The organism is Endozoicomonas sp. Z74, assembly GCF_057680865.1.
In genome coordinates this window covers 49,975-69,201 of record NZ_JBLYZI010000013.1, presented here as the reverse complement: position 1 = coordinate 69,201, position 19,227 = coordinate 49,975, and the positions used below count along the sequence as shown (strand labels likewise).

Below are 19,227 nucleotides of genomic sequence, written 5' to 3'. Positions count from 1 at the left end.
CTGAGTGATCTTCAGAGATTGAAGAAGGCTCCCGATGGGAGTCTTCTTTGTGCTACGGATTCATTAATCGGCTTGTTTGAGAAAGGTCAGAGGGCCCCGGCAGGTGGTACAGAGATAGACGGTTCCCTTTTGAGAACGGTTATGACGGACGGTGCTCAGGGGGATGGTTTTTCCAGCACACTGGCATTGATAGAGCCAGCTTTTTCTGGATGAATGTCCTGTGTCGTAGGTGTGACAGCGATCCGCTGGCAGGCTGAAAATATCTGTCATGATGGACTGCCACTCCCGGCCATGGGCGCGAATTTTAGGACCATAAAGCTCATAGGCAATCAGATGAGCCACTTCATGGGCGACGGTCTGCCTGAGAAAATGATCCCGGTTTTCTCTTAACAGAACCGGGTTGAACCTCAGTTGGGGCTTGTCAGGCCAGGCCTGACCGGCGGTTTCCCCTCTCAGGTCAAGGCGGATATACGGCCTCCGGAACCGCTTCAGGAAAAATCGCTCGCACTGGCAGTAAAGTTCAATGGTTCGTTGCTGGATCTGGTAAAGGTCAGAGGGTTCTGTGCTGGCCATACAAAATTGCTGGAGGCTTGATGGAAAGCACAGCATAGCTGATCTGCCTGCAGGGATAAATCAACATGCCAATAAGGCCTTTTCGTTCGCAGACTCGGGAAACAGACCTGACTCCTTTCAGGCCTGTTTTCAAGGGAGTGGTCTCAGGGAGCCGTTACGCTCAGATTGAATAAATGCTTACCAAGCAGTCTATGGTTGGCGTGCCAGGCCCGCCCCTCAATATAGAGATAATGTTCCGGTTGCGTTTGATACCGTCCGGAGGGCAGGGAAGGGTTGTCGGTATCGTGGAAACTCAATCGAAGATGATTCGGGTAGGCGTTGCCACCAGAGCCTCCAATCCACATAGCATCATTCATGGCATACCAGTAACCCTCATAGGGGTGGGACCGCCTTTGAGCCCGAAGTGAGACCTGATAAGTTTCGTCCGTACCTTCATGCACCATGGGAACAGAGATATTGATGTAGGACGGTCCTCCAGACCAGACGCCACTGACAGGTCCGACTTTGGGGTTGTCGGTAACATAATAAATGGTGGAACCGCTGAGTTTATCCGGGTAAAGCTCATGGTATCCCAGGCCAATATAATCGCTCTCTGACAGGTCGGCATTGATGGCAGGAGTGGTCCAGAGATCCAGACTGACGTCAATCTCTTTCTCTTCTCCCGGCTTTCTGTTGATCAGGTTATAAGCGACAAAGGCATTTTTCCTCCAGTAGCTTGTGATCAGTTGGCTGGTTTGATTGATTTCCGAGTTAAGCCCTGAGGGTGCCCATAATACAAAGGTCTCTTCCAGCTGGTCAGGGAACTCAGTGGCATCATTGATGGGCAGTCTTTTTTTCTCGCCATTGGCCAGGGTGACTTCCCGAATGGCTTTGACTTTTAATGTTATAGAATTGCCAGATTCATTGTGGCCACTCAGATTCAGCAGTGTTTCTCCTTCTTTTCCCGTCCAGTGTATCTGGCTTAAAACGTCAGTTGTGGCAGAGTGGGGAAGAAAAACAGTGGACCCTTTTTCATAGGCATAGGTGACCCGAATCGTCTGGTCACTGTCCTCGCAGTCAAATGAGCACAGGGATGTGACACTGGTAGATAGCTGGCCATCATAGGGGCCTCCGACGGTTCTGGCCTGAGGTGTTTCCGCAAGGTAGTCTACGGTTCTTTCATCCAGAAGCACGCTGTCTTCCAGCTGAATTTCAGGATATCCCTTCGCTGCTTTAAACAGCTTTATACGACTGGGCGCGTAAATATCATCACTGTATGGAAGGTTGACGGAAGCAATAAAAGAACTGGTACTTTCAGAAACCGACTTACCGATCAGCAGATACTCTTTTCTATTAACGTAGTCCAGCTCGAAAAAGAACTGAGAGCCATTGTAGGCACTGTCAAGGTCTGCATCAAAGGGAGAAGGGTTGTCAAAAAGGTTACCTCTTTCACTGGTGATCACCGGCAGTACTGCGCCCTGGGTGCCATCGTATGCAATAGTAGCCATTACCAGGGCCACCCCGGTGTTGGTCGCCAGAGGTTTGATGGTCTTTCTGGTGCTTTCAACGTACTGTTCTGCATTGGAATCCCAGCGGAAAAGTCCCGCACCATCAGGGGTTTCCTTAACGACGTCCAGAGACTCAAGGAACGTTTGCGCTTTCATGCTGTGGTAGGCAGTGAATTGAGGGAAGCAGTACCTGCCTGAATAGGCGCTATCCCCTCCATTCATGGGATCCCTTTTTCCCTTTAGTTGGCCATTGCCATCTTTTTTGGGGCCATTGGCATCCACTTGATACCAGGTGCGGAATTTCCGGAATGCTGTGTGAAATCCTGCTGGATGAGAGGGAAGGTTTACCCCGTCCTGTGGGTATTCATCGCTGATTCCCCAGCTCTGGGCAGTGCCTGAGGTGAAATGAGCCATGTTATAGGAATGGCCGGTTTCATGGATAAAGCCATTGCCGCATTCGCCCCCCCAGTTGATGGCAGACCAGCCATGCCAGCCCCCATAGACGCCTTCATCGGTCATGCCGGAGTAGTTACCATCGGATTTCAGGGCCTTGCCCATGCCAATAAAGGTTCGGTCGCCTAAAGGGATTGTTGATATACCGGAGGGAATAAGGCCCTCGCCAACATTGGCAGCGAGCACCCCCTGATTGTTCAGGGGCTTGAGAACCGATGAATAGTATTTTTTTCCGGTGGCCTGCATTTCTTCATGAGAGGTCACCAGAACTGTTCCAAGGTTATTGGAAATCAGCATTTTATCAAGAAACAGGGGGGAGTAATCGGCAATGGTCATTCGACTGACCGGAACTGAACCGTAAAAGTCCCTGGCTAATTCCGACGCCTCTATTGTATCGCTTCTGCTGTCAGAATGTTCATACCACTTTCCATCCCATGCCCGTATTTTGACCCGGCTGAAATTGTAATCAATGGGGGCTCCAATATTCTGTACGGGGATACTCTGGGTTTGAATTGAAGTCTTGCCATCATTATTGATGGAAGAGTGGCTGATGGTTAATGTCAGTCCCGGTCGAATCCAGTGCCAGGGGAGCATTGCACTCCAGGCCTGTTTTGAATAACGATCGAGGGGAATGCCACTGACCCGTTCTTCGAGCATGCCATACAGTTCAGAAGGTGGCTTCATTCGGATGGCGGAAAGCACTTCACCGGTGGCTGTGGTGCCTGATACTTCCAGGATAGCTCCTTCAGGCAGGCTGTTTTCCGGGGTAAAGAGAAAGATGGTGCTTCTTTCTCCAATCAGGTGTGGAGCCAGCCTGTCCTCTTCTGCTTTAATGACATGGGTCTGCCCATATTCGACCTGACCATTAAGGTGTGGAGAAGCATACGCCTGGTTGAGGCTGGCATTGGCCAATAACCCAGTGGACAGAAGTAAGGCAGCTAATGGCCGAAGTTTTTTTGTTTTCATTCTATGATCCTTTTCTATTGCCGTGGCGGCAATGAAAAGGATGTCGAAATGGATGGGTGTTGGAAATACTGTCTGGTTGGAATTGAGAGGTCTTTCCGTTTAAGTTCTGGAGAATTGTGAGCGGTTTTGCAGTTCCAGGCAGAAGAGTTCTTTTTTTGAACGCTCTCTGAGTTTGTTTTTAAATATAGGCGGTCTTTTTTTTGCGCTTTGACGGATTTAAATCTGTTTAAAAAACAGCCCTGAGTTGAGTCAGTAAATTGATAGTGCTTCTGGTTCGATCATATCAGTGTCTTAATAAACAGCCCGTGTTTCAGGCACAGGCTGTAAAGGCTGCTGTTTGTTAATAAACCTGAACATACTCAGGCCCAATTCCCATTCCCCAGAGCACAACCGTGGTAATCATAATGGATACGGCGAGCACCAGGCCGATGCAGAGTACTGAACTGGCGTAGATAAAGCCCTGTTCCTTCGGGATTTTCATAAATACAGGCAGTCCTGTGTACAGAATGTAGGCGGTGGCTGAGGTGGAGAGTATTCCGGCGGTAATAGCCAGCCAGATGGATGGATAAAGTCCACAGATTCCGGCCAGGAACAAGGGGTAGGCGGTATAACAGCTGAATGCCGTGCAGTCCGTCAGGGACGGATCGCTGTTGAAGTTCTGGCTCATCCAGCGGATAAACCAGCTCATGACACCCACTCCGGTGATGGTGGCCAGCCACGCCAGGATGGCCATCCACAGAGCGCTCTGTGGCGTCAGGCGGACAATGTTCGAGCTGCCTGGCAGGCTCCAGCCAACCTGGGTAGTACCGATATAGGTGCACAGGGCGGGAAGTGCCGCCAGCCAGATAATCTGGCCCAGATAGAGCTGAACCAGCCCGGTGGGGTTACTTCGAATACTGATCCATTCATCGTCGGGTTCGGTAAGTAAACCCCAGAAGTGACTGAGAATCATGGCAAGCGCCTCCATGGTTTCGGTGGTACCAGAACCACTTCATCCACTGAAGTGGAGGATACTGATACAGACCGGCGGTGATACTTTGTTATTATTATTGGCTATCTGCTGTCTAGTACACGCTAGCGCACGCAAAGGATTGCCGTTCGCAGAACCACTTTAAGCCGCTGTTTAAGTGTTGGCATAGTTTGGGTGGAATGTAAATACCTGAGAGGGCATTCAAGGGCTTTTTCCTGCAGGTATCTGCGGATAAAACAAATAACGAACTGAGTGAACTGCATGCTCAATAAAATCGATCGAATAATGCTTGGTGCACTAGTAGTGGTGCTTGCCCTGTCCAGCTGGCTGCAGCCAGAACCTCCGGAAGTGGAGTTGACTGAGGCAGAGCCGGTGGCTCCTGTTGAGAAAGCCGTAGTAGCCACCCCTGATTTCACCCGTATTGTGGATGTCAAAACCAAGAAGAAAACGTTTTTTAATTACATGGTGCCTCTGGTGGAGCAGGAGAATGAAAGAATTCTTTCCCTGAGGGACAGGGTTCGCCTTCTGTCCTCAGAACCTTCCCTCAGTGAGAGCGACCAACAGTGGCTGGTGGATCTGGCAGGGCAGTACCGGATAAAGGTGGCCCCACAGGAAGAGTCCCCTTTTGATCATGCGTTTTTTGACGCTTTGATGGCACGGGTTGATATTATTCCTGTTTCTCTGGCCCTGGCTCAGTCTGCTAACGAGTCCGCCTGGGGCACATCCCGGTTTGCTCAGCTGGGTAATAACTTTTTTGGCCAGTGGTGTTTCAGCCCCGGCTGTGGAATTGTGCCCGGTGCGCGACCTGAAGGGGAGACCTATGAGGTACAGAAATTTGAGGATGTCTCGGAGTCCATCAGGGCTTATATGCACAACCTGAATACTCATTTCCAGTATGAGGTGCTGCGCCAGCTCAGGGAGAAACGGCGGGAGATGAATGAGCCGGTCACGGGACCGGTGCTGGCTCATGGGCTTCATGCTTACTCAATCAGGGGGCAGGAGTATGTACAGGAGTTGGTGTCAATGATTAATAGTAATGGCCTGTTGCGTTATGATCTGAAAGAGGCTGGTCGTCTTGCTGACAGTACCGACAGTGCCAACATCTGAGGCAATTGGCAGAAAAAGAAGCTTATAGCGGAGAGAGTGGAGAGGGAGCTCCCATGAAAATTGAATCATTGGTTGCAACCAACGGCCCTGGGCCGTTCTTTTCGGGACTGACCCAGCTATTAACCGGCTTTTGGTTGCTGCTGCTGGCAGGGTATCCCCTTTCTCTTGAAGCCGCGCCCTCTAGCAAATACTGGGAGCTTTGGGACAAAAGCAACTCCGGTTCAAAAGCGATCATTAATCACAGCTCATGGCAGGGCATTCTGGACAGCTATCTGGTGGTTCAGCCGGACGGGAGCCGCTTTCGATATCAGGCTGTAAACGGTAAAGATCGAAAAAAACTCGGCGAGTATATTAAGACATTGACGGCTCTTGATCCAAGGCAGTACTCAATGCCGGAGCAAAAAGCTTACTGGATCAACCTCTACAATGCTCTGACCGTTAATCTGATACTGGATAACTACCCGGTCAAATCCATTACAAAGCTGGGGCCATGGTATCGCTTTGGCCCCTGGGATGAAGTCATCACCCGGGTGGCCGATCAGGCGCTCACGCTGAATGATATTGAACACCGTATTTTAAGACCCCTCTGGAAAGACCCTCGAATTCACTATGGGGTGAACTGTGCCAGCGTGGGATGCCCGGATCTTGCGGAAAAGGCGTTTACCGGGGAAAACACGGAAGCGCAACTGGAGCAGCTGGCCCGGCGCTTTGTTCAGCAGGGAAAAGGGGTGGAATGGGTGGATGGGCGACTGGTGCTTTCCAGAATCTATGAGTGGTATAAGGAGGATTTTGGCAGCCGAAAGGAGTTGCTTCTGCACCTGCAGCGCTACTCTGCCCCCACTCAGGCAAAGCGTCTTGGTGCCTTTTCTGGAGTGATTGAATATCAGTACAACTGGCAATTAAATGAAGTGAAGTAGACCGCTCTCCAGCCGATTAATAAAACAGCCATGAGCGGGAAATGCCGATTGTCTCCAGTGATGGAAAGACACCAGAGTTTGAGACAGTGGCATTTTCATGATCAATTACCGTTGAACGGTTATAAAGGGCGGGTTTTATTATGGCCAGATGCTTGCTTTTGGTGCTGAAACTGCTGATCCTGTCATGGGGACCCTATGCCCATGCCGTTCCATCCCCTGATAAATGGACGTATTGGGATAAGGCGAATCCGAAGAGTGCCCTGGTGGTGGATCATAGCCTCTGGCAGACCTTTCTGGACCGGTACCTCAAATATTCAGAAGCCGACAGAATGTATCTGGTGGAATATGGCAGGGTGAAAAAGGCCGACATGGGACGCCTGGGTGAGTATCTTTCGAGTCTGGCAGCCAGAGACCCAAGAACCCTTAATCGCAAAGAGCAACTGGCGTATTGGATCAATCTTTATAATGCGCTGACGGTCAATCTGATTCTGGATTATTACCCGGTCAAGTCCATCACCAAGTTGGGGATGGGGTGGTTCCGTACCGGACCCTGGCGTGATGAATTGATCACCATTGCTGGTCAGAAAATCTCCCTGCATGATATTGAGCACCGCATTCTAAGGCCCTTGTGGGATATGCCCGAGGTTCATTATGCTCTTAACTGTGCCAGCCTGGGGTGCCCTGATCTGGCGCCCAGGGTTTATGTCAGTGCAGAGATTGAAGATCAGCTGGACAAGGCTGCCCGGCATTTTATCAATCAGCCAAAAGGCGTGAATTTTGTGGCGGGGAGGCTGGTGCTTTCCCGAATTTTTGACTGGTATGAAGACGATTTTGGCGGGGAAGAGGGGGTGCGCCAAGATCTGCTCAAGTATGCCCGGGAAGACATCCGTATAAAGCTGCAGAAGTACACCGGAAGGATCAGTTATCGTTATAACTGGCAGCTGAATGAGTATAAGCCCTGAGCTGGTGAGGGCTCAGGACTAAAAGGGGACTGAAGTGCTCAGGGCTCGAATTGAATGACCTGGACACCACTCTCCTGCCCGGTTATCTGGAAGTTGCCGGAAGTGACTGTCTGATTATCTGCATGCTCATACTCTTTTCGTTCTCCACTCCGATCCAGCTCCAGTCCCTTGAAATCAAACAGACTGTTATCGGCCATCTGGGAAGGGGCGATGTTTTGGGTGGCGGAAAAGATAGACTCGATGCGGCTTGGGTGTTTTTTCTCCCACTCGGCCAGCATTGACTTGATATTCTGCCGCTGTAGATTTTCCTGGGAGCCGCAGAGGTTGCAGGGGATGATTGGGAACGCCATCTGCTCAGAAAAGTGGGCGATGTCTTTTTCCCTGCAGTAGGCCAGGGGACGGATCACGATGTTTCTGCCGTCATCCGATCGGAGTTTAGGGGGCATTGCCGACAGCCGGGAACCATAAAACATATTAAGGAACAGCGTCTCAACAATATCATCCTTATGGTGACCCAGGGCGATTTTTGTGGCACCAATGTCCTCTGCAAAGGCATAAAGTGTTCCCCTTCTTAGCCGGGAGCAGAGGCCGCAAGTGGTTTTTCCCTCGGGAATTTTTTCCTTGACCACGGAATAGGTGTCACGGTTGATAATATGGTAATGGATTCCCAGTTGATCCAGGTATTCCGGAAGGACATGCTCAGGGAAGCCGGGCTGTTTCTGGTCCAGGTTGACGGCGATCAGCTCAAAATTGACTGGGGCGCTTTTCTGGAGGCTCATGAGAATATGCAGCATGGTGAAGCTGTCTTTGCCTCCGGACAGGCAGACCATGACCCGGTCGCCTTCCTCAATCATGCGGAAGTCTTCGATGGCTCTTCCGGCCAGGCGCCTCAGTTTTTTCTGAAGCTTGTTGAAATTGTATTTCTCGGAACCGGTGAGTTGGGTCGAAGTCATAGGCTTATAAGCGGGCCGTGGATGAAAGCGGCTCATTATATCGGCAGGATGAGTATCCACCAAGTCAGTGTTTAACGTGCTCTTACCTGTTGTAGCGTTTCTTTTGGCAAAAAAACGTACAAAGGTCCCATAAAATGTCCTGCCTGGCTCAAGGAAAAATGGAGCTGCCGACTATATCCTCCATAAGGGTGTTACCCTTCGGGGGGGAATGGACTACTATTTGCAGGCAGGATTGCCAGTTCTCATTGATAAACACGTTTGTCCTTTTAAATGTCCAGATGCCCATAGCGGTAGAAGAACAGATTGTGCTGCCCTCATCCCTGAAACCTGGGAGAGCAAACTGTTGTTCACGGCCCGGTTTAGAAAAGCCTGTGGCTGCATGTTGTTCATGGCAAAAATAACAATGGATTGATCCAGAGTTTTGAAAAGGGGAAGACTGATGACCGATCACAATAAACTGCGTACCAGGCTGCTTGAGCGGCGAGATGAACTGAATGTACGGCTGGGTAATATCAAGCGCGATGTTACCCGCAAAACCAGTGCGGACTGGTCAGAGCAGGCTCAGGAGCGTGAGAACGATGAAGTGATGGACGCTCTTGGTAATGAGGCCACTCTTGAGTTGCAGAAGATAAACCGGGCCCTGGACCGGATGGATGAAGGGGAGTACGGCTATTGCACAGCCTGTGGGGCCCAGATTCCTGAAGGCAGGCTGGAGGTGATGCCCTACGCCGATCTTTGTGTGGGGTGTGCCGAGTCTAAGGAGGGGGTTTAGCCCCCCCCTTTCGCCAGATTCAGGCGGGTTTGGCGCTGGTGAGGTGGTAATAGGCCTTCTCATCCTGGGAAGAGCCGGATTCAATAATTAATTGCTGGTAACTGTCTGAAAAGCTCTGGACGGTGCCGGGGTTTCGGCTGTGAAAGTATTTTTGCCAGAGTTTCCCCAGTGCCATGGTATCTTCTTCGTCAATCTTCTCTATAGTGATACCGGTTCGGTGGTAAACCAGCCAGGCAATGGCGGTTGCATAGGCCAGGTTGGTGGCCAGTTCATGGTGGGGGTGTGAAAGGAATTCCCTCTGACTGGCCAGTCCACGGACGCTGCTGGATAACTCTGGCTGTGTCCCAAGGTAGTGGTCCCAGATATTGCGATGCATGCGCGGTGATATCTGGTAAATACCAAGAGCCTGGTGGTTGGCGATTTTCAAATGAAAGCCAAGGCCGGATTCCCTGGCAGCGGTGCCCAGAAGCAGGTTCTCTGCTGTCTGGCTCCACATGGCCAGGTGCTTGAGTGTTGGTCGCACCACATAATGACGCAACTCTCTGGCACAGATACCCATAATTCAAAGTCCTTTTTTATTGCTGTCATCGTTCTACCCCAAAGGGGGTGAAACCGCTTTTTCTGCTGGGTGATTTATCTTGAAAATACCAGTTAATGATCGTCTGTGACAGGGTATTTTCCCTGTTCTTATACGTAAAGTGAGCAGGCGATACCCTTTTGGGCAGTGCCCGTTTTATTGTCTGCCAGCAACCCCTTGCGGTAAGGGCTTGTCAGAAGGAAAACAGGCTTGGTGTTGTGCTTAATGGGGTTATCGTATCATTCCGGATATTCTATAACCCCATTAGTCAGGGGACTTTTATCAGTCGCCTGCAAAAGAACAGAGGGTAAAGGTGGGGATTCCTGCCTGATTCAACTTCTCGGAACCTTTAAGGTCGGGAAGATTGATGATAGCGGCTGCTTCCAACGTGGTAGCGCCTGCCTGGCTGATCAGGTGATGGGCGGCAAGCAGAGTGCCGCCGGTTGCGATCAGGTCATCAACCAGCAGAATGCGGTCTCCGGGCTTCATGGTGTCGTCATGGACTTCCAGGGTGGCGGTGCCGTATTCCAGCTGGTATTCCTGGCTCAGGGTGGTGCCGGGCAGTTTCCCCTTCTTTCGGAACAGTACCAGAGGTTTGTTTAATGTGTAGGCCAGTGTTGAGCCGATCAGGAAGCCTCTGGCATCCAGTGCGCCAATGCGATCCACATCTTTATTCTGGTAGCGTTCCACCAGAGTGTCTATGGTCAGACGCCAGGCCTTCGGGTTTTCAAACAGGGTGGTGATATCACGGAAAAGAATACCGGGCTCAGGCCAGTCCGGGATGGTTCTGATCTGGGATTGAAGGTATTCCAGGGCGGGTAGGCGTTGTTCTGTGGGCATGCCGTTTTGGCTCTGTTTCGGTCAATGATGCTCAGTGAGCACGGGGCTCACTGAATCCAACAGGCTACTGGCAGGGTAGCCCTTCAATCCGGGAAAGCTACCTCAGTTCTCCTCAGGCGCTGGTCACGATCTGGGTGGGGTCGATGGTTTTCCCCCCGGCCAGAGAGCAAAGCTCAACGGAGTTACGAATTTCAATTTCCTTGCCAACCGCTGAAATCAGGCCGTTTTTCTGGAACCTTGTGAACACCCGGCTGACCGTCTCGACGGCAAGTCCCAGGTAGTTGCCCATTTCGTTCCGGGACATGGACAGTCGGAATGACTGGGAAGAGAAACCCCGGCGACGGAAGCGGCTGGCCAGATTGATCAGGAAGGTGGCTATGCGTTCGTCGGCGTTTTTCTTGGACAGCAGCATCATCATCTGCTGATCTTCCCGGATCTTCTTGCTCATCAGGCGCATCAGGTGGCGACGCAGTTCCGGGAACTGATCCGCGAGCCCTTCCAGCTGTTCAAAGGGAATTTCACAGATCATGGTGGTTTCCATGGCCTGGGCAGACACTGGGTAAGTGTCGGTATCCATCCCGCTCAAACCGAGAATTTCGCTGGGCAGGTAGAAGGAGGTGATCTGTTCTTCACCTTCGTTGGTGGCGGTGTAGGTTTTGATCGCCCCTGAACGTACCGCAAATACACTGCTGAACGGATCACCCTCGAGGAAGAGGTGTTCACCCTTTTTCAGAGGGCGACCTCGCTTGATGATGTGATCCAGCTGGTCAATGTCTTTAATGCTGAGAGCCAGCGGCAGGCACAAGGAGCTGAGGCTGCAGTCTCTGCAGGCCACATGGCTTGGCTGTCGGACGTTGGGCTTGGACGTCATTGAGAGGCCTCAAAGTCGTATTGGCAAAATCGACTCAATTTTATGAAAATTGTTAACGAAGTGTAAGCTAGGTAAATACGCAAGTGAATAGCGTTAAAGTAGGTGTTTAATGCTATTGTGGAAACAACTTGTGCCAGTACGTTGTCTCCAGTAACACGATTGCGTCGTTTGTTCAGGGCGTCTCGCCTTGGCAAGCTTCTGAACCAGGCTCTTGACGTAAAGCCCCGTCAACTAAGGGGGGCAGAATACACTGGAGCACCGAGCCGACAGTGTCACAAAAGGTGTGCCACTGTCTGAAGTACGTTCGTTTATTTGTGTTGCCCGATTTTGCACCGATACCGCAGGCAAAGCAATGGTCAATGTTTGACTGGGGGGGTGTCGGACTTATGCTCGAATGCATAAGCCCGGAAGACTGAAGGAGTGGCTACTTTTTCGGTAGCTTTCTGGGAAAAGTCAGATGACTTTTGAGTAGCGGGGGATTGCCTCCTGCTTTTCCGTGGGCTTTGGCTGGTTCAGGTAATGATCGAACTGCATGCAGATGTTCCGGATCAGTAGTTTGCCTCTAGGGGTTACCACAATGCTTCGGTCTTCGTTCAGCGTCAGTAGCTCGTCATTGATCATAGGTTTGAGGCGTTCCAGCTCCTCAGCAAAGTATGTGTCAAAGGTGATGCCGAACTGTGTCTCTATTTTACCGGGTTGGAGCTGGAAGTGGCAGATCAGCTGGGTGATGACGGCCTGGCGGACTTTGTCGTCTTCTGTCATCTGAAGTCCCCGGACCATGGGGAGTCGGCCTTTGTCGATTTTTGTGAAGTAGTCTGATTCTTCCGTGGTGTTCTGGATGTAAGTGTCGCCCACCTGGCTGATGGAAGAGACGCCCATTCCTATAAGATCGCAGTGGCTGTGAGTTGTGTAACCCTGGAAGTTTCTGTGCAGGTTTCCGGTTTCCTGGGCGGTGGCCAGCTCATCATCGGGCAGGGCAAAGTGATCCATGCCAATGTATACGTAGCCCTGGTCCAGCAGCTTTTCAGTCGCTTGCTGCAGGATTTCCAACTTGACCTCCGGAGCAGGAAGGTCGTCGTCATTGATCCTGCGCTGAGGCTTGAAGCGGTGGGGCAGGTGGGCGTAGTTAAACAGCGACAGCCGGTCTGGTGCCATATCGATGACCCGGTCGATGGTATCCATAAAGCCAGGCACAGTCTGGAAAGGTAGGCCGTATATCAGGTCCATGTGAACGGACTTGAAAGCCATGGTTCTTGAAGCATCCAGTACTGATCGGACCATATTTTCAGGCTGAACCCGGTTGACGGCTCTCTGGACCCGTTCATCCAGATCCTGAACACCCATGCTGATGCGGTTAAAGCCAAGATCCCGCAAGGTATCCATCATCGGCCAGTCCACTTCGCGGGGGTCGAGTTCAATGGAGTAATCCGAGGTGTCGCCGCTCGTCAGTTGAAAATGCTGGCCGACCTTACCGATCAGGGCGCGCATTTGCTCGCTGCTGAGAAATGTTGGCGTCCCGCCTCCCAGGTGCAGCTGCTCAACTTTCTGCTCGGGAGAATACAGCTTGCTCTGCATTTCAATTTCACGGAACAAATACTCAAGGTATTTTTCCGAGCGGCTGCGGTGTTTGGTGACAATTTTATTGCAGGCGCAGTAATAGCAGACGTGTGAACAGAAGGGGATGTGGAAATAAAGCGACAGTGGCTTGATGGTAGAGGCGCTGAGTTGAGCGCTGGCCTGGTATAGCTCAGGGTTAAAGGTGTTATCAAATTGAACGGCGGTTGGATAAGAGGTGTAGCGAGGTCCCGACTGGTTATATCGTTCAATCAGGTCTTTATCCCAAACTGGCGCATTTTTCATAATCTGTCTCTGGCCGATCTCTCTGGCTATAAGCTTCGGTGTTTTGAAGCGTGCGGCTGTTTTGTCAATGCTGTGCTGCTGTTGCCGAGTTTTGAATGCTCAAACGTAGCAGTCTTATTGATGAATAGCTGTATTTTTTAAAAGTGTAGAGAAAGCTAAACCTGTATTCCTTGATGCGTGTCAATACGGGGCTGCCGAATTGGAATCAGTAGTTATCTGTTTCGATGAAAATATGAACACAGGCTGGAGGGGATTGCATATTACATGGGCTGAGGATGATTTGCGAGTATCAAATTCAGAAAGAAGAGCGCTTTCCGGTTATGTCGGAAGCGGCTAATGATGCGCTATCAATGTCATCAGCCATTCCTGGTGGGGGCCAGGCATGGCCCAGGCGCCAAACAGAATCACCATGATGCCGGCCATATTGCGGGTAAAGCTGGCTTGGATGAACTGGCTGAGCTGGCGGGAGAAGGCGCCGATCAGAAAAACCGCGGGCAGGGTGCCCAGCCCGAAACAGAACATGGCCAGTGCTCCGGTGACCGGTGAGCCCTGGCTGGCAGCCCAGACCAGATTGCTATAGACCAGGCCGCAGGGCAGCCAGCCCCAGAGCATCCCCAGTATCAGTGCGTTGCCTGGGGATTGTATGGGCAGAAGTTTGCTGGCTATGGGTTGAATATAACGCCATAGTTGCTGCCCGGCGCGCTCAAAGTAAGTCAGTCCTCGCCACCACCCTGTGAGATAGAGGCCCATGGCGATCATCATCAATCCGGCAAAATAACGCAGCGCCATTTTCGCCCAGGGACTGAGATCACCCAGAAACCAGCCGATACCGGCCAGTAGAAAGCCGGCCAGGGCATAGCTCAGCAAACGGCCGCAATGGTAGAGCAGCATCAGCCCGAGCACCTGGACCCGGCTTTTACCCTGAATGGAAAGACTCAAGGCGGATGTGATTCCCCCACACATGCCAATGCAGTGGGCACTGCCCAGCAGGCCCAGAGTCAGTGCGGTTATAAAAATGGATAGATCACTCATACTGCTTCCAGATCTTTGTGTGTAGCTCTGTTTAGTGTTCTGGTGTATGCCACCGGCATTTTCCGCTCATGGCTGTTTGGATGTCTCAGGGGTTGACGACGGTTGACTGTTTCTGGTTCGAGTTTCCGACTCCGGTTCGTCAAACAGAATGCTGTGTGCCGGTCCTTCCAGGTCATCAAACTGGCCATCATCCACGGCCCAGAAAAACACTTTGATGGCAAGGGCGACCAGAATCAGGGCCAGGGGGATCAGGATAATCAGGCTTTCCATAGGTCAGAACGATGCTCCTGTTGATTGTCCGGGGTGGGGCTGAGATTGAGCGTCTGCTGTCTGCTGACCGGGTTTCTTTCTGGTTGTGGTTTCTGTCTTGTTGCCTCCCTGCCGGCTTAGCCGCAGAGCATTGCCAACCACAATCAGAGAGCTGAGTGCCATACCGATGGCCGCCATCCAGGGGGCGACCATGCCTGCAGCGGCCAGTGGCAGGGCAGAAAGGTTATAGCCCAGAGCCCAGGCAAGGTTCTGGCGGATGATCTTCCGGGTTCTATGGGTGAGGATAAACGCATCCGCAAGCCGCTCAAGGTGGCCGGATATCAATACCGCATCAGCGCTGGTTCGTGCAAGATCTGAGGCATTTCCCATGGCCATGGAGATATCTGCCCCGGCCAGAACCGGTACGTCATTAATACCGTCACCTACCATCAGGACATGCTGGCCTTTTTGCTGGAGCGTCTGGATAAACGACAGTTTTTCGTCCGGGCTGGTCCCGGACTGCCACTGGGTAATGCCCAGTTCCAGGGCCGTGGCAGCCACCACCGGCTCGGCATCCCCACTGAGCAGGGTGACTTCTTTGCCCATGCTATGCAGGCGGCTGATGGTAGCAGCGGCCTCCGGGCGCAGGCTGTCGGTAATCCGGAACCAGCACAAGGGCTGGTTGTTACGGGCCAGCAGCAGCCATTGTCCTGTTTTGGCCGGTGTCGTCGGGGTGTGTTCGGGGCAGGCAAAACCGGGGCGCCCAATTCGATAACGGGTGCCGTCTATCTCCCCTTCCAATCCCTGGCCGAGATGGTTGGTTACATTATGCGCTGGACTGGAAAGAGGGTCGTCTAAACCGGTAAATGCCCGGGCGATGGGGTGTTCTGAGTGGGCTTCCAGAGCGGCAGCAAACTTTGTCAGCTGCTCTGTAGAGTTTTTCTCCTGAGAGGCTGAACCATTGACGGGGAGCACCTCTGCCAGGGAGAGCTCTCCCCGGGTAAGGGTACCGGTTTTATCGAAAATCACGTGGTCGATGGCCGCCAGTCCTTCCAGAACATGTCCCCGGGTTACCAGAAGCCCAAGGTTGTGCAGATAGCCAGTTGCCGCTGTCAGGGCCGCAGGGGTTGCCAGGGAGAGGGCGCAGGGGCAGGTGACCACAAGTACGGAAAGGGTGATCCAGAAGGCATCCTCCGGGGCAATGCCGGACCAGCCCCAATAGACGAAAATGGCCACCAGCAGGACGCAGGCCACAAACCATCCGGCCACTCTGTCGGCCAGGCGGGCAATGGCGGGTTTGTCCTGCCGGGCCCGTTTGAGCAGCTGAATGATGCCTGCCACCCGGGTCTGCTCTCCCACCTGGGTGATTCTGACTTCAATGGTGTGGTCCACATTCAGGCTGCTGCACAACAGATTGTCGCCAGCCTGTTTTTCTACGGGCATGTATTCGCCGGTCAGCATGGATTCGTTGACACTGCTGGCGCCATGGAGCAGAACGCCGTCTGCCGGGATGGCATCACCCGGCAGTACTCGAACATGGTCGCCTGGCTGAAGGTCGGCCACGGGTACCCGGATAAAACGACCCTCCACTTTTTTCAGACAGCTCGGGGGCAGCAGGTTGGCCAGTGTTCTTGCGGCACGGGCGGTGGCATGTCGGGCCCGGAGTTCCAGGTAGCGGCCGGTAAGAAGGAAAAAGGTGAACATGGAGACCGAATCGTAATAGACCTCACCACTGGCAAAAAAGGTGGCCCAGAGGCTGGCCAGATAGGCACCGCCAATGGCAATGGAGACCGGAACGTCCATCCCCAGGTGGCGGATTCTGAGGTCACGCCAGGCTGCCTTGAAAAAGGGGGCGGCTGCATAAAAGACCACGGGAGTGGCAACAATAGCGCTCATGACCCGAATGAAGTCCCGGTAGTGGTCTGCCATATCATTACTGATGGCGCCGGAATAGAGGGCAATGGCATACATCATTACCTGCATGGCTCCGATGCCGGCCACAGCCAGTCGTCGTATAAATTGCCGGTTTTCCTGTTTGAGAAGGGCTTCCTGCCGGTCGGAGCGCCAGGGAAAGGCTTTATAGCCAATCCGGTGTATTTCCAGGAGGAGGGAACTCAGGGGGAGGGTATCCGGTTGCCAGATAATCTGGGCTTCATGGGTACTGAGATTGACGTTGACTTGCTCAACCCCTTCAAGAGCGCCAATATGGTTTTCCAGCAGCCAGATGCAGGCCGCGCAAGTGATGCCTTCAATCAGCAGGCTGGCCATCCTGAGATTGTCCTCTGGTGCCTGGTGGCTTTCCTTCGGGTTATGATTTCGGTTCTGGTATGGCTGGACAAAGTCTTTCTGGATATCCTCACGGTCGTAGACCAGCAGTTCTTCCCGGAGTCGCGGGCTGACCCCCGAGGCCTGCTGGCCGGTATCGGTGCGGTGCCGGTAATAGCCGTCCAGTCCTCCGGCGACAATGGCTTCGGTGACTGCCTTGCATCCCGGACAGCACATAGGCTGGTGGACCCCTTCCACTTCGGCCTGGAAGACGACGGGCTCTTCGACGGGCAGTGAGCAGTGAAAACAGCGGATATCGGTCATTGGGTTACAGGCGGATAAAGGTTAATCGGCTCGCCCGGTGTTACCACGGTTTCCATGGTGACTTTCCAGCCCGTTTCATAGCCCACCTCAGGAATGTAGGCATCCTGGGTTTCCAGTTGCAGGTAATAGCGCCCTGCTACCAGCTCCTGAAGCTGGCCGACGTATTCCCCACTGACGGCCCGCTTGAGCGTAAGGGTTTTATCCTGCTTTTTGAACACCGGTGACAGAAAACTGAGTGTCAATTGCTCTGGCCACTCTTCCAGGCTTCCCTGGACAGCCACTCGAACCTCTCCAATCAGGTCATCAACGGTCACCGTCGCCTGAATGCCGAGCGTTCTGGCATTGTGGGTTCGGGTCCTGTCGTGATTGATGGCTTTACCGCTTTTGTAATAATCGTCGATCACGACGCTGTCCTGGTTGGAGAAAGCGGTGTACAGCTGGAAGCTCCCCCAGCAGAAGGTGACCAGCAGGATGCCGACGATATACCAGGCCCAGGGTTCCCTGTACCAGGGAGTGAATGGTTCCCTTGCAACTCTCCGCCCGGTAGGGGGGGCGCTATTGGCCGGTGAATTCTGATGCGTCATTGTCATGGGTATCCTTTACTGCCTGGGTACCATAAACCGGCTTTCTGCCGTAACTGCCTCCAGGCCTGGCTGGCTGGAAGTAATGCTGAACCGGATGGTTCGGGTGGTTGGGGCGCCCTGAATAATGGGAGCGTTTACCCGAACCACCTGTTGGTCGACACTGCCTGGTGCAACGACAAATGTCGTTTTGCCGGGCAATCTCAGATTTTCAATGCCTGCTACTTGCACGCTGATCTCATGGGGCTTCTGATCTTTATTGGCAATTTTCAGGATAAAGATGTTTTCAATGCGGTCATCACTGATTTCCCGGTACAGCACATTCCTGTCCCTGAGCACATCCAGCTCCATGGGAACACGGTTGTTCAGGCTGTAAAGAAACAGGCCGATCATCACAGTCAGTGCGGTCACATAGCCCACCAGGCGGGGACGGAGCCAGTGGAACCGGGTTCCTTTGGTTAATGAATTTTCTGTGGTGTAGCGGATCAGGCCCGGGTTATACCCCATTTTGTCCATAATGGTGTCACAGGCATCGATGCAGGCGGCACAACCGATGCATTGATACTGCAGGCCATCCCGGATATCAATACCGGTGGGGCAGACCTGGACACAGACGCTGCAATCCACACAGTCCCCCAGTCCCACGGTTTTGGGATCGACGTTTTTCCTGCGGGAACCCCGCTGCTCCCCCCGCTGCTCATCATAGGCCACCACCAGGGTGTCATTGTCAAACATGACGCTTTGGAAGCGGGCATAAGGACACATATATATGCAGACCTGTTCCCGGAGGTAGCCGGCATTGGCGTATGTGGCCAGGGTGAAAAAGCCCAGCCAGAATACTCCCCAGGGGGCGACATCAAAGGCAAGGACGTCAACCACCAGTTGTCGTACAGGAATAAAGTAGCCTACAAATGTCAGGGCAGTGGCAAAGGCAATGGTGATCCAGAGCGCCTGTTTGGCGGCTTTGCGAAGGAACTTTTCAAGGGACAGGGGTTGTTTATCCAGCTTCATGCGCCGGTTGCGCTCTCCTTCGGTCACCCGCTCTGCCCACATAAATACCCAGGTGAAGACACTTTGCGGGCAGGTGTATCCGCACCAGATGCGCCCGGCAAAGACGGTAAGGGCAAACAGGCCAAAGGCGCAGATGATCAGCAACCAGGAAAGCAGGATAAAGTCCTGGGGCCAGTAGGTAGTGCCGAAAATATGGAACTGCCGGGCAGGCAGATCAAAGAGGACCGCCTGTTGACCGTTCAGGTTGATCCAGCAAGTGCCAAAGTAGAGGAGAAAAAGCAGGGCGCCGCCGGTCATGCGCAGGGTTCGGTAGCGGCCGGTGAAGCTGCGTGTGTAGATTTTGTCGGACTTCTGGTAAAGGTCGATCAGTTCCGGTTCGGTGGTGGTCTGTTGTTTGTTCATTCGGGTTACCGGGTCGGTGACCTGTCACGGATAAAAAGCGGGCCAGGGGATTACC

At 52.7% G+C, this 19,227-nt stretch carries 17 protein-coding genes; 4 read left to right on the top strand and 13 right to left on the bottom strand.

The genetic code is table 11. The annotated features are described in order from the left end of the window. Window positions 1–63 precede the first annotated feature (63 nt). From ACNRUY_RS06015 to ACNRUY_RS06005, 3 genes are all read right to left on the bottom strand, one after another. Window positions 64–573, bottom strand: a complete 510-nt coding sequence (locus ACNRUY_RS06015) for a SprT-like domain-containing protein (protein ID WP_488110738.1) — start codon at window positions 571–573, stop codon at window positions 64–66. 143 nt (window positions 574–716) lie between these two features. Continuing rightward, a complete protein-coding gene (locus ACNRUY_RS06010) occupies window positions 717–3,479 on the bottom strand; it encodes a M66 family metalloprotease (protein ID WP_488110737.1) in 2,763 nt (920 codons plus the stop codon). Between the two features lie 340 nt (window positions 3,480–3,819). Then, complete coding sequence (locus ACNRUY_RS06005) at window positions 3,820–4,431, bottom strand: Yip1 family protein (RefSeq protein WP_488110736.1); 612 nt, start codon at window positions 4,429–4,431, stop codon at window positions 3,820–3,822. 279 nt (window positions 4,432–4,710) lie between these two features. Here ACNRUY_RS06005 and ACNRUY_RS06000 point away from each other — a divergent pair, with 279 nt between their 5' ends. From ACNRUY_RS06000 to ACNRUY_RS05990, 3 genes are all read left to right on the top strand, one after another. Then, on the top strand, window positions 4,711–5,556 hold the full coding sequence (locus tag ACNRUY_RS06000; protein ID WP_488110735.1) for a glucosaminidase domain-containing protein: 846 nt from the start codon (window positions 4,711–4,713) through the stop codon (window positions 5,554–5,556). A 53-nt stretch (window positions 5,557–5,609) separates the two neighbouring features. Continuing rightward, complete coding sequence (locus tag ACNRUY_RS05995; protein ID WP_488110734.1) at window positions 5,610–6,473, top strand: DUF547 domain-containing protein; 864 nt, start codon at window positions 5,610–5,612, stop codon at window positions 6,471–6,473. Between the two features lie 140 nt (window positions 6,474–6,613). Then, window positions 6,614–7,435: a DUF547 domain-containing protein gene (locus tag ACNRUY_RS05990; protein WP_488110733.1), complete on the top strand. Its 822-nt coding sequence runs from the start codon at window positions 6,614–6,616 to the stop codon at window positions 7,433–7,435. 38 nt (window positions 7,436–7,473) lie between these two features. Here ACNRUY_RS05990 and ttcA read toward each other — a convergent pair whose 3' ends face one another. Continuing rightward, window positions 7,474–8,388 (bottom strand): tRNA 2-thiocytidine(32) synthetase TtcA, encoded by a 915-nt coding sequence (gene ttcA / locus ACNRUY_RS05985; protein ID WP_488110732.1) that lies wholly within the window; start codon window positions 8,386–8,388, stop codon window positions 7,474–7,476. A 439-nt stretch (window positions 8,389–8,827) separates the two neighbouring features. Here ttcA and ACNRUY_RS05980 point away from each other — a divergent pair, with 439 nt between their 5' ends. Then, complete coding sequence (locus tag ACNRUY_RS05980; RefSeq protein WP_488110731.1) at window positions 8,828–9,160, top strand: TraR/DksA family transcriptional regulator; 333 nt, start codon at window positions 8,828–8,830, stop codon at window positions 9,158–9,160. 19 nt (window positions 9,161–9,179) lie between these two features. Here ACNRUY_RS05980 and ACNRUY_RS05975 read toward each other — a convergent pair whose 3' ends face one another. The 9 genes from ACNRUY_RS05975 to ccoG all read right to left on the bottom strand — a co-directional run bounded on the left by ACNRUY_RS05975 (window position 9,180) and on the right by ccoG (window position 19,172). Further along, complete coding sequence (locus ACNRUY_RS05975) at window positions 9,180–9,719, bottom strand: hypothetical protein (protein ID WP_488110730.1); 540 nt, start codon at window positions 9,717–9,719, stop codon at window positions 9,180–9,182. Between the two features lie 300 nt (window positions 9,720–10,019). Next, window positions 10,020–10,577 (bottom strand): adenine phosphoribosyltransferase, encoded by a 558-nt coding sequence (locus ACNRUY_RS05970; RefSeq protein WP_488110729.1) that lies wholly within the window; start codon window positions 10,575–10,577, stop codon window positions 10,020–10,022. Between the two features lie 112 nt (window positions 10,578–10,689). Beyond that, the gene (gene fnr, locus ACNRUY_RS05965) at window positions 10,690–11,448 is read right to left on the bottom strand and encodes a fumarate/nitrate reduction transcriptional regulator Fnr (RefSeq protein WP_488110728.1); all 759 of its coding nucleotides are present in this window, start codon (window positions 11,446–11,448) and stop codon (window positions 10,690–10,692) included. Window positions 11,449–11,901: 453 nt separating this feature from the next. Continuing rightward, entirely contained in the window at window positions 11,902–13,308 is a 1,407-nt protein-coding gene (gene hemN, locus ACNRUY_RS05960) for an oxygen-independent coproporphyrinogen III oxidase (protein WP_488110727.1), read from the bottom strand. Window positions 13,309–13,641: 333 nt separating this feature from the next. After that, window positions 13,642–14,340 carry a sulfite exporter TauE/SafE family protein gene (locus tag ACNRUY_RS05955; protein ID WP_488110726.1) on the bottom strand — a complete coding sequence of 233 codons (699 nt, stop codon included), beginning with the start codon at window positions 14,338–14,340 and terminating at the stop codon, window positions 13,642–13,644. Window positions 14,341–14,406: 66 nt separating this feature from the next. Then, entirely contained in the window at window positions 14,407–14,610 is a 204-nt protein-coding gene (gene ccoS / locus ACNRUY_RS05950) for a cbb3-type cytochrome oxidase assembly protein CcoS (RefSeq protein ID WP_488110725.1), read from the bottom strand. A 3-nt stretch (window positions 14,611–14,613) separates the two neighbouring features. Then, window positions 14,614–17,178, bottom strand: a complete 2,565-nt coding sequence (locus ACNRUY_RS05945) for a heavy metal translocating P-type ATPase (protein WP_488110724.1) — start codon at window positions 17,176–17,178, stop codon at window positions 14,614–14,616. Beyond that, window positions 17,175–17,762, bottom strand: coding sequence for a FixH family protein (locus ACNRUY_RS05940; protein ID WP_488110723.1), 588 nt, complete (start codon window positions 17,760–17,762; stop codon window positions 17,175–17,177). The genes ACNRUY_RS05945 and ACNRUY_RS05940 overlap by 4 nt, the downstream gene beginning before the upstream one ends. Before the next feature lie 15 nt (window positions 17,763–17,777). Continuing rightward, window positions 17,778–19,172 (bottom strand): cytochrome c oxidase accessory protein CcoG, encoded by a 1,395-nt coding sequence (gene ccoG, locus ACNRUY_RS05935; protein ID WP_488110722.1) that lies wholly within the window; start codon window positions 19,170–19,172, stop codon window positions 17,778–17,780. Window positions 19,173–19,227: the final 55 nt, after the last annotated feature.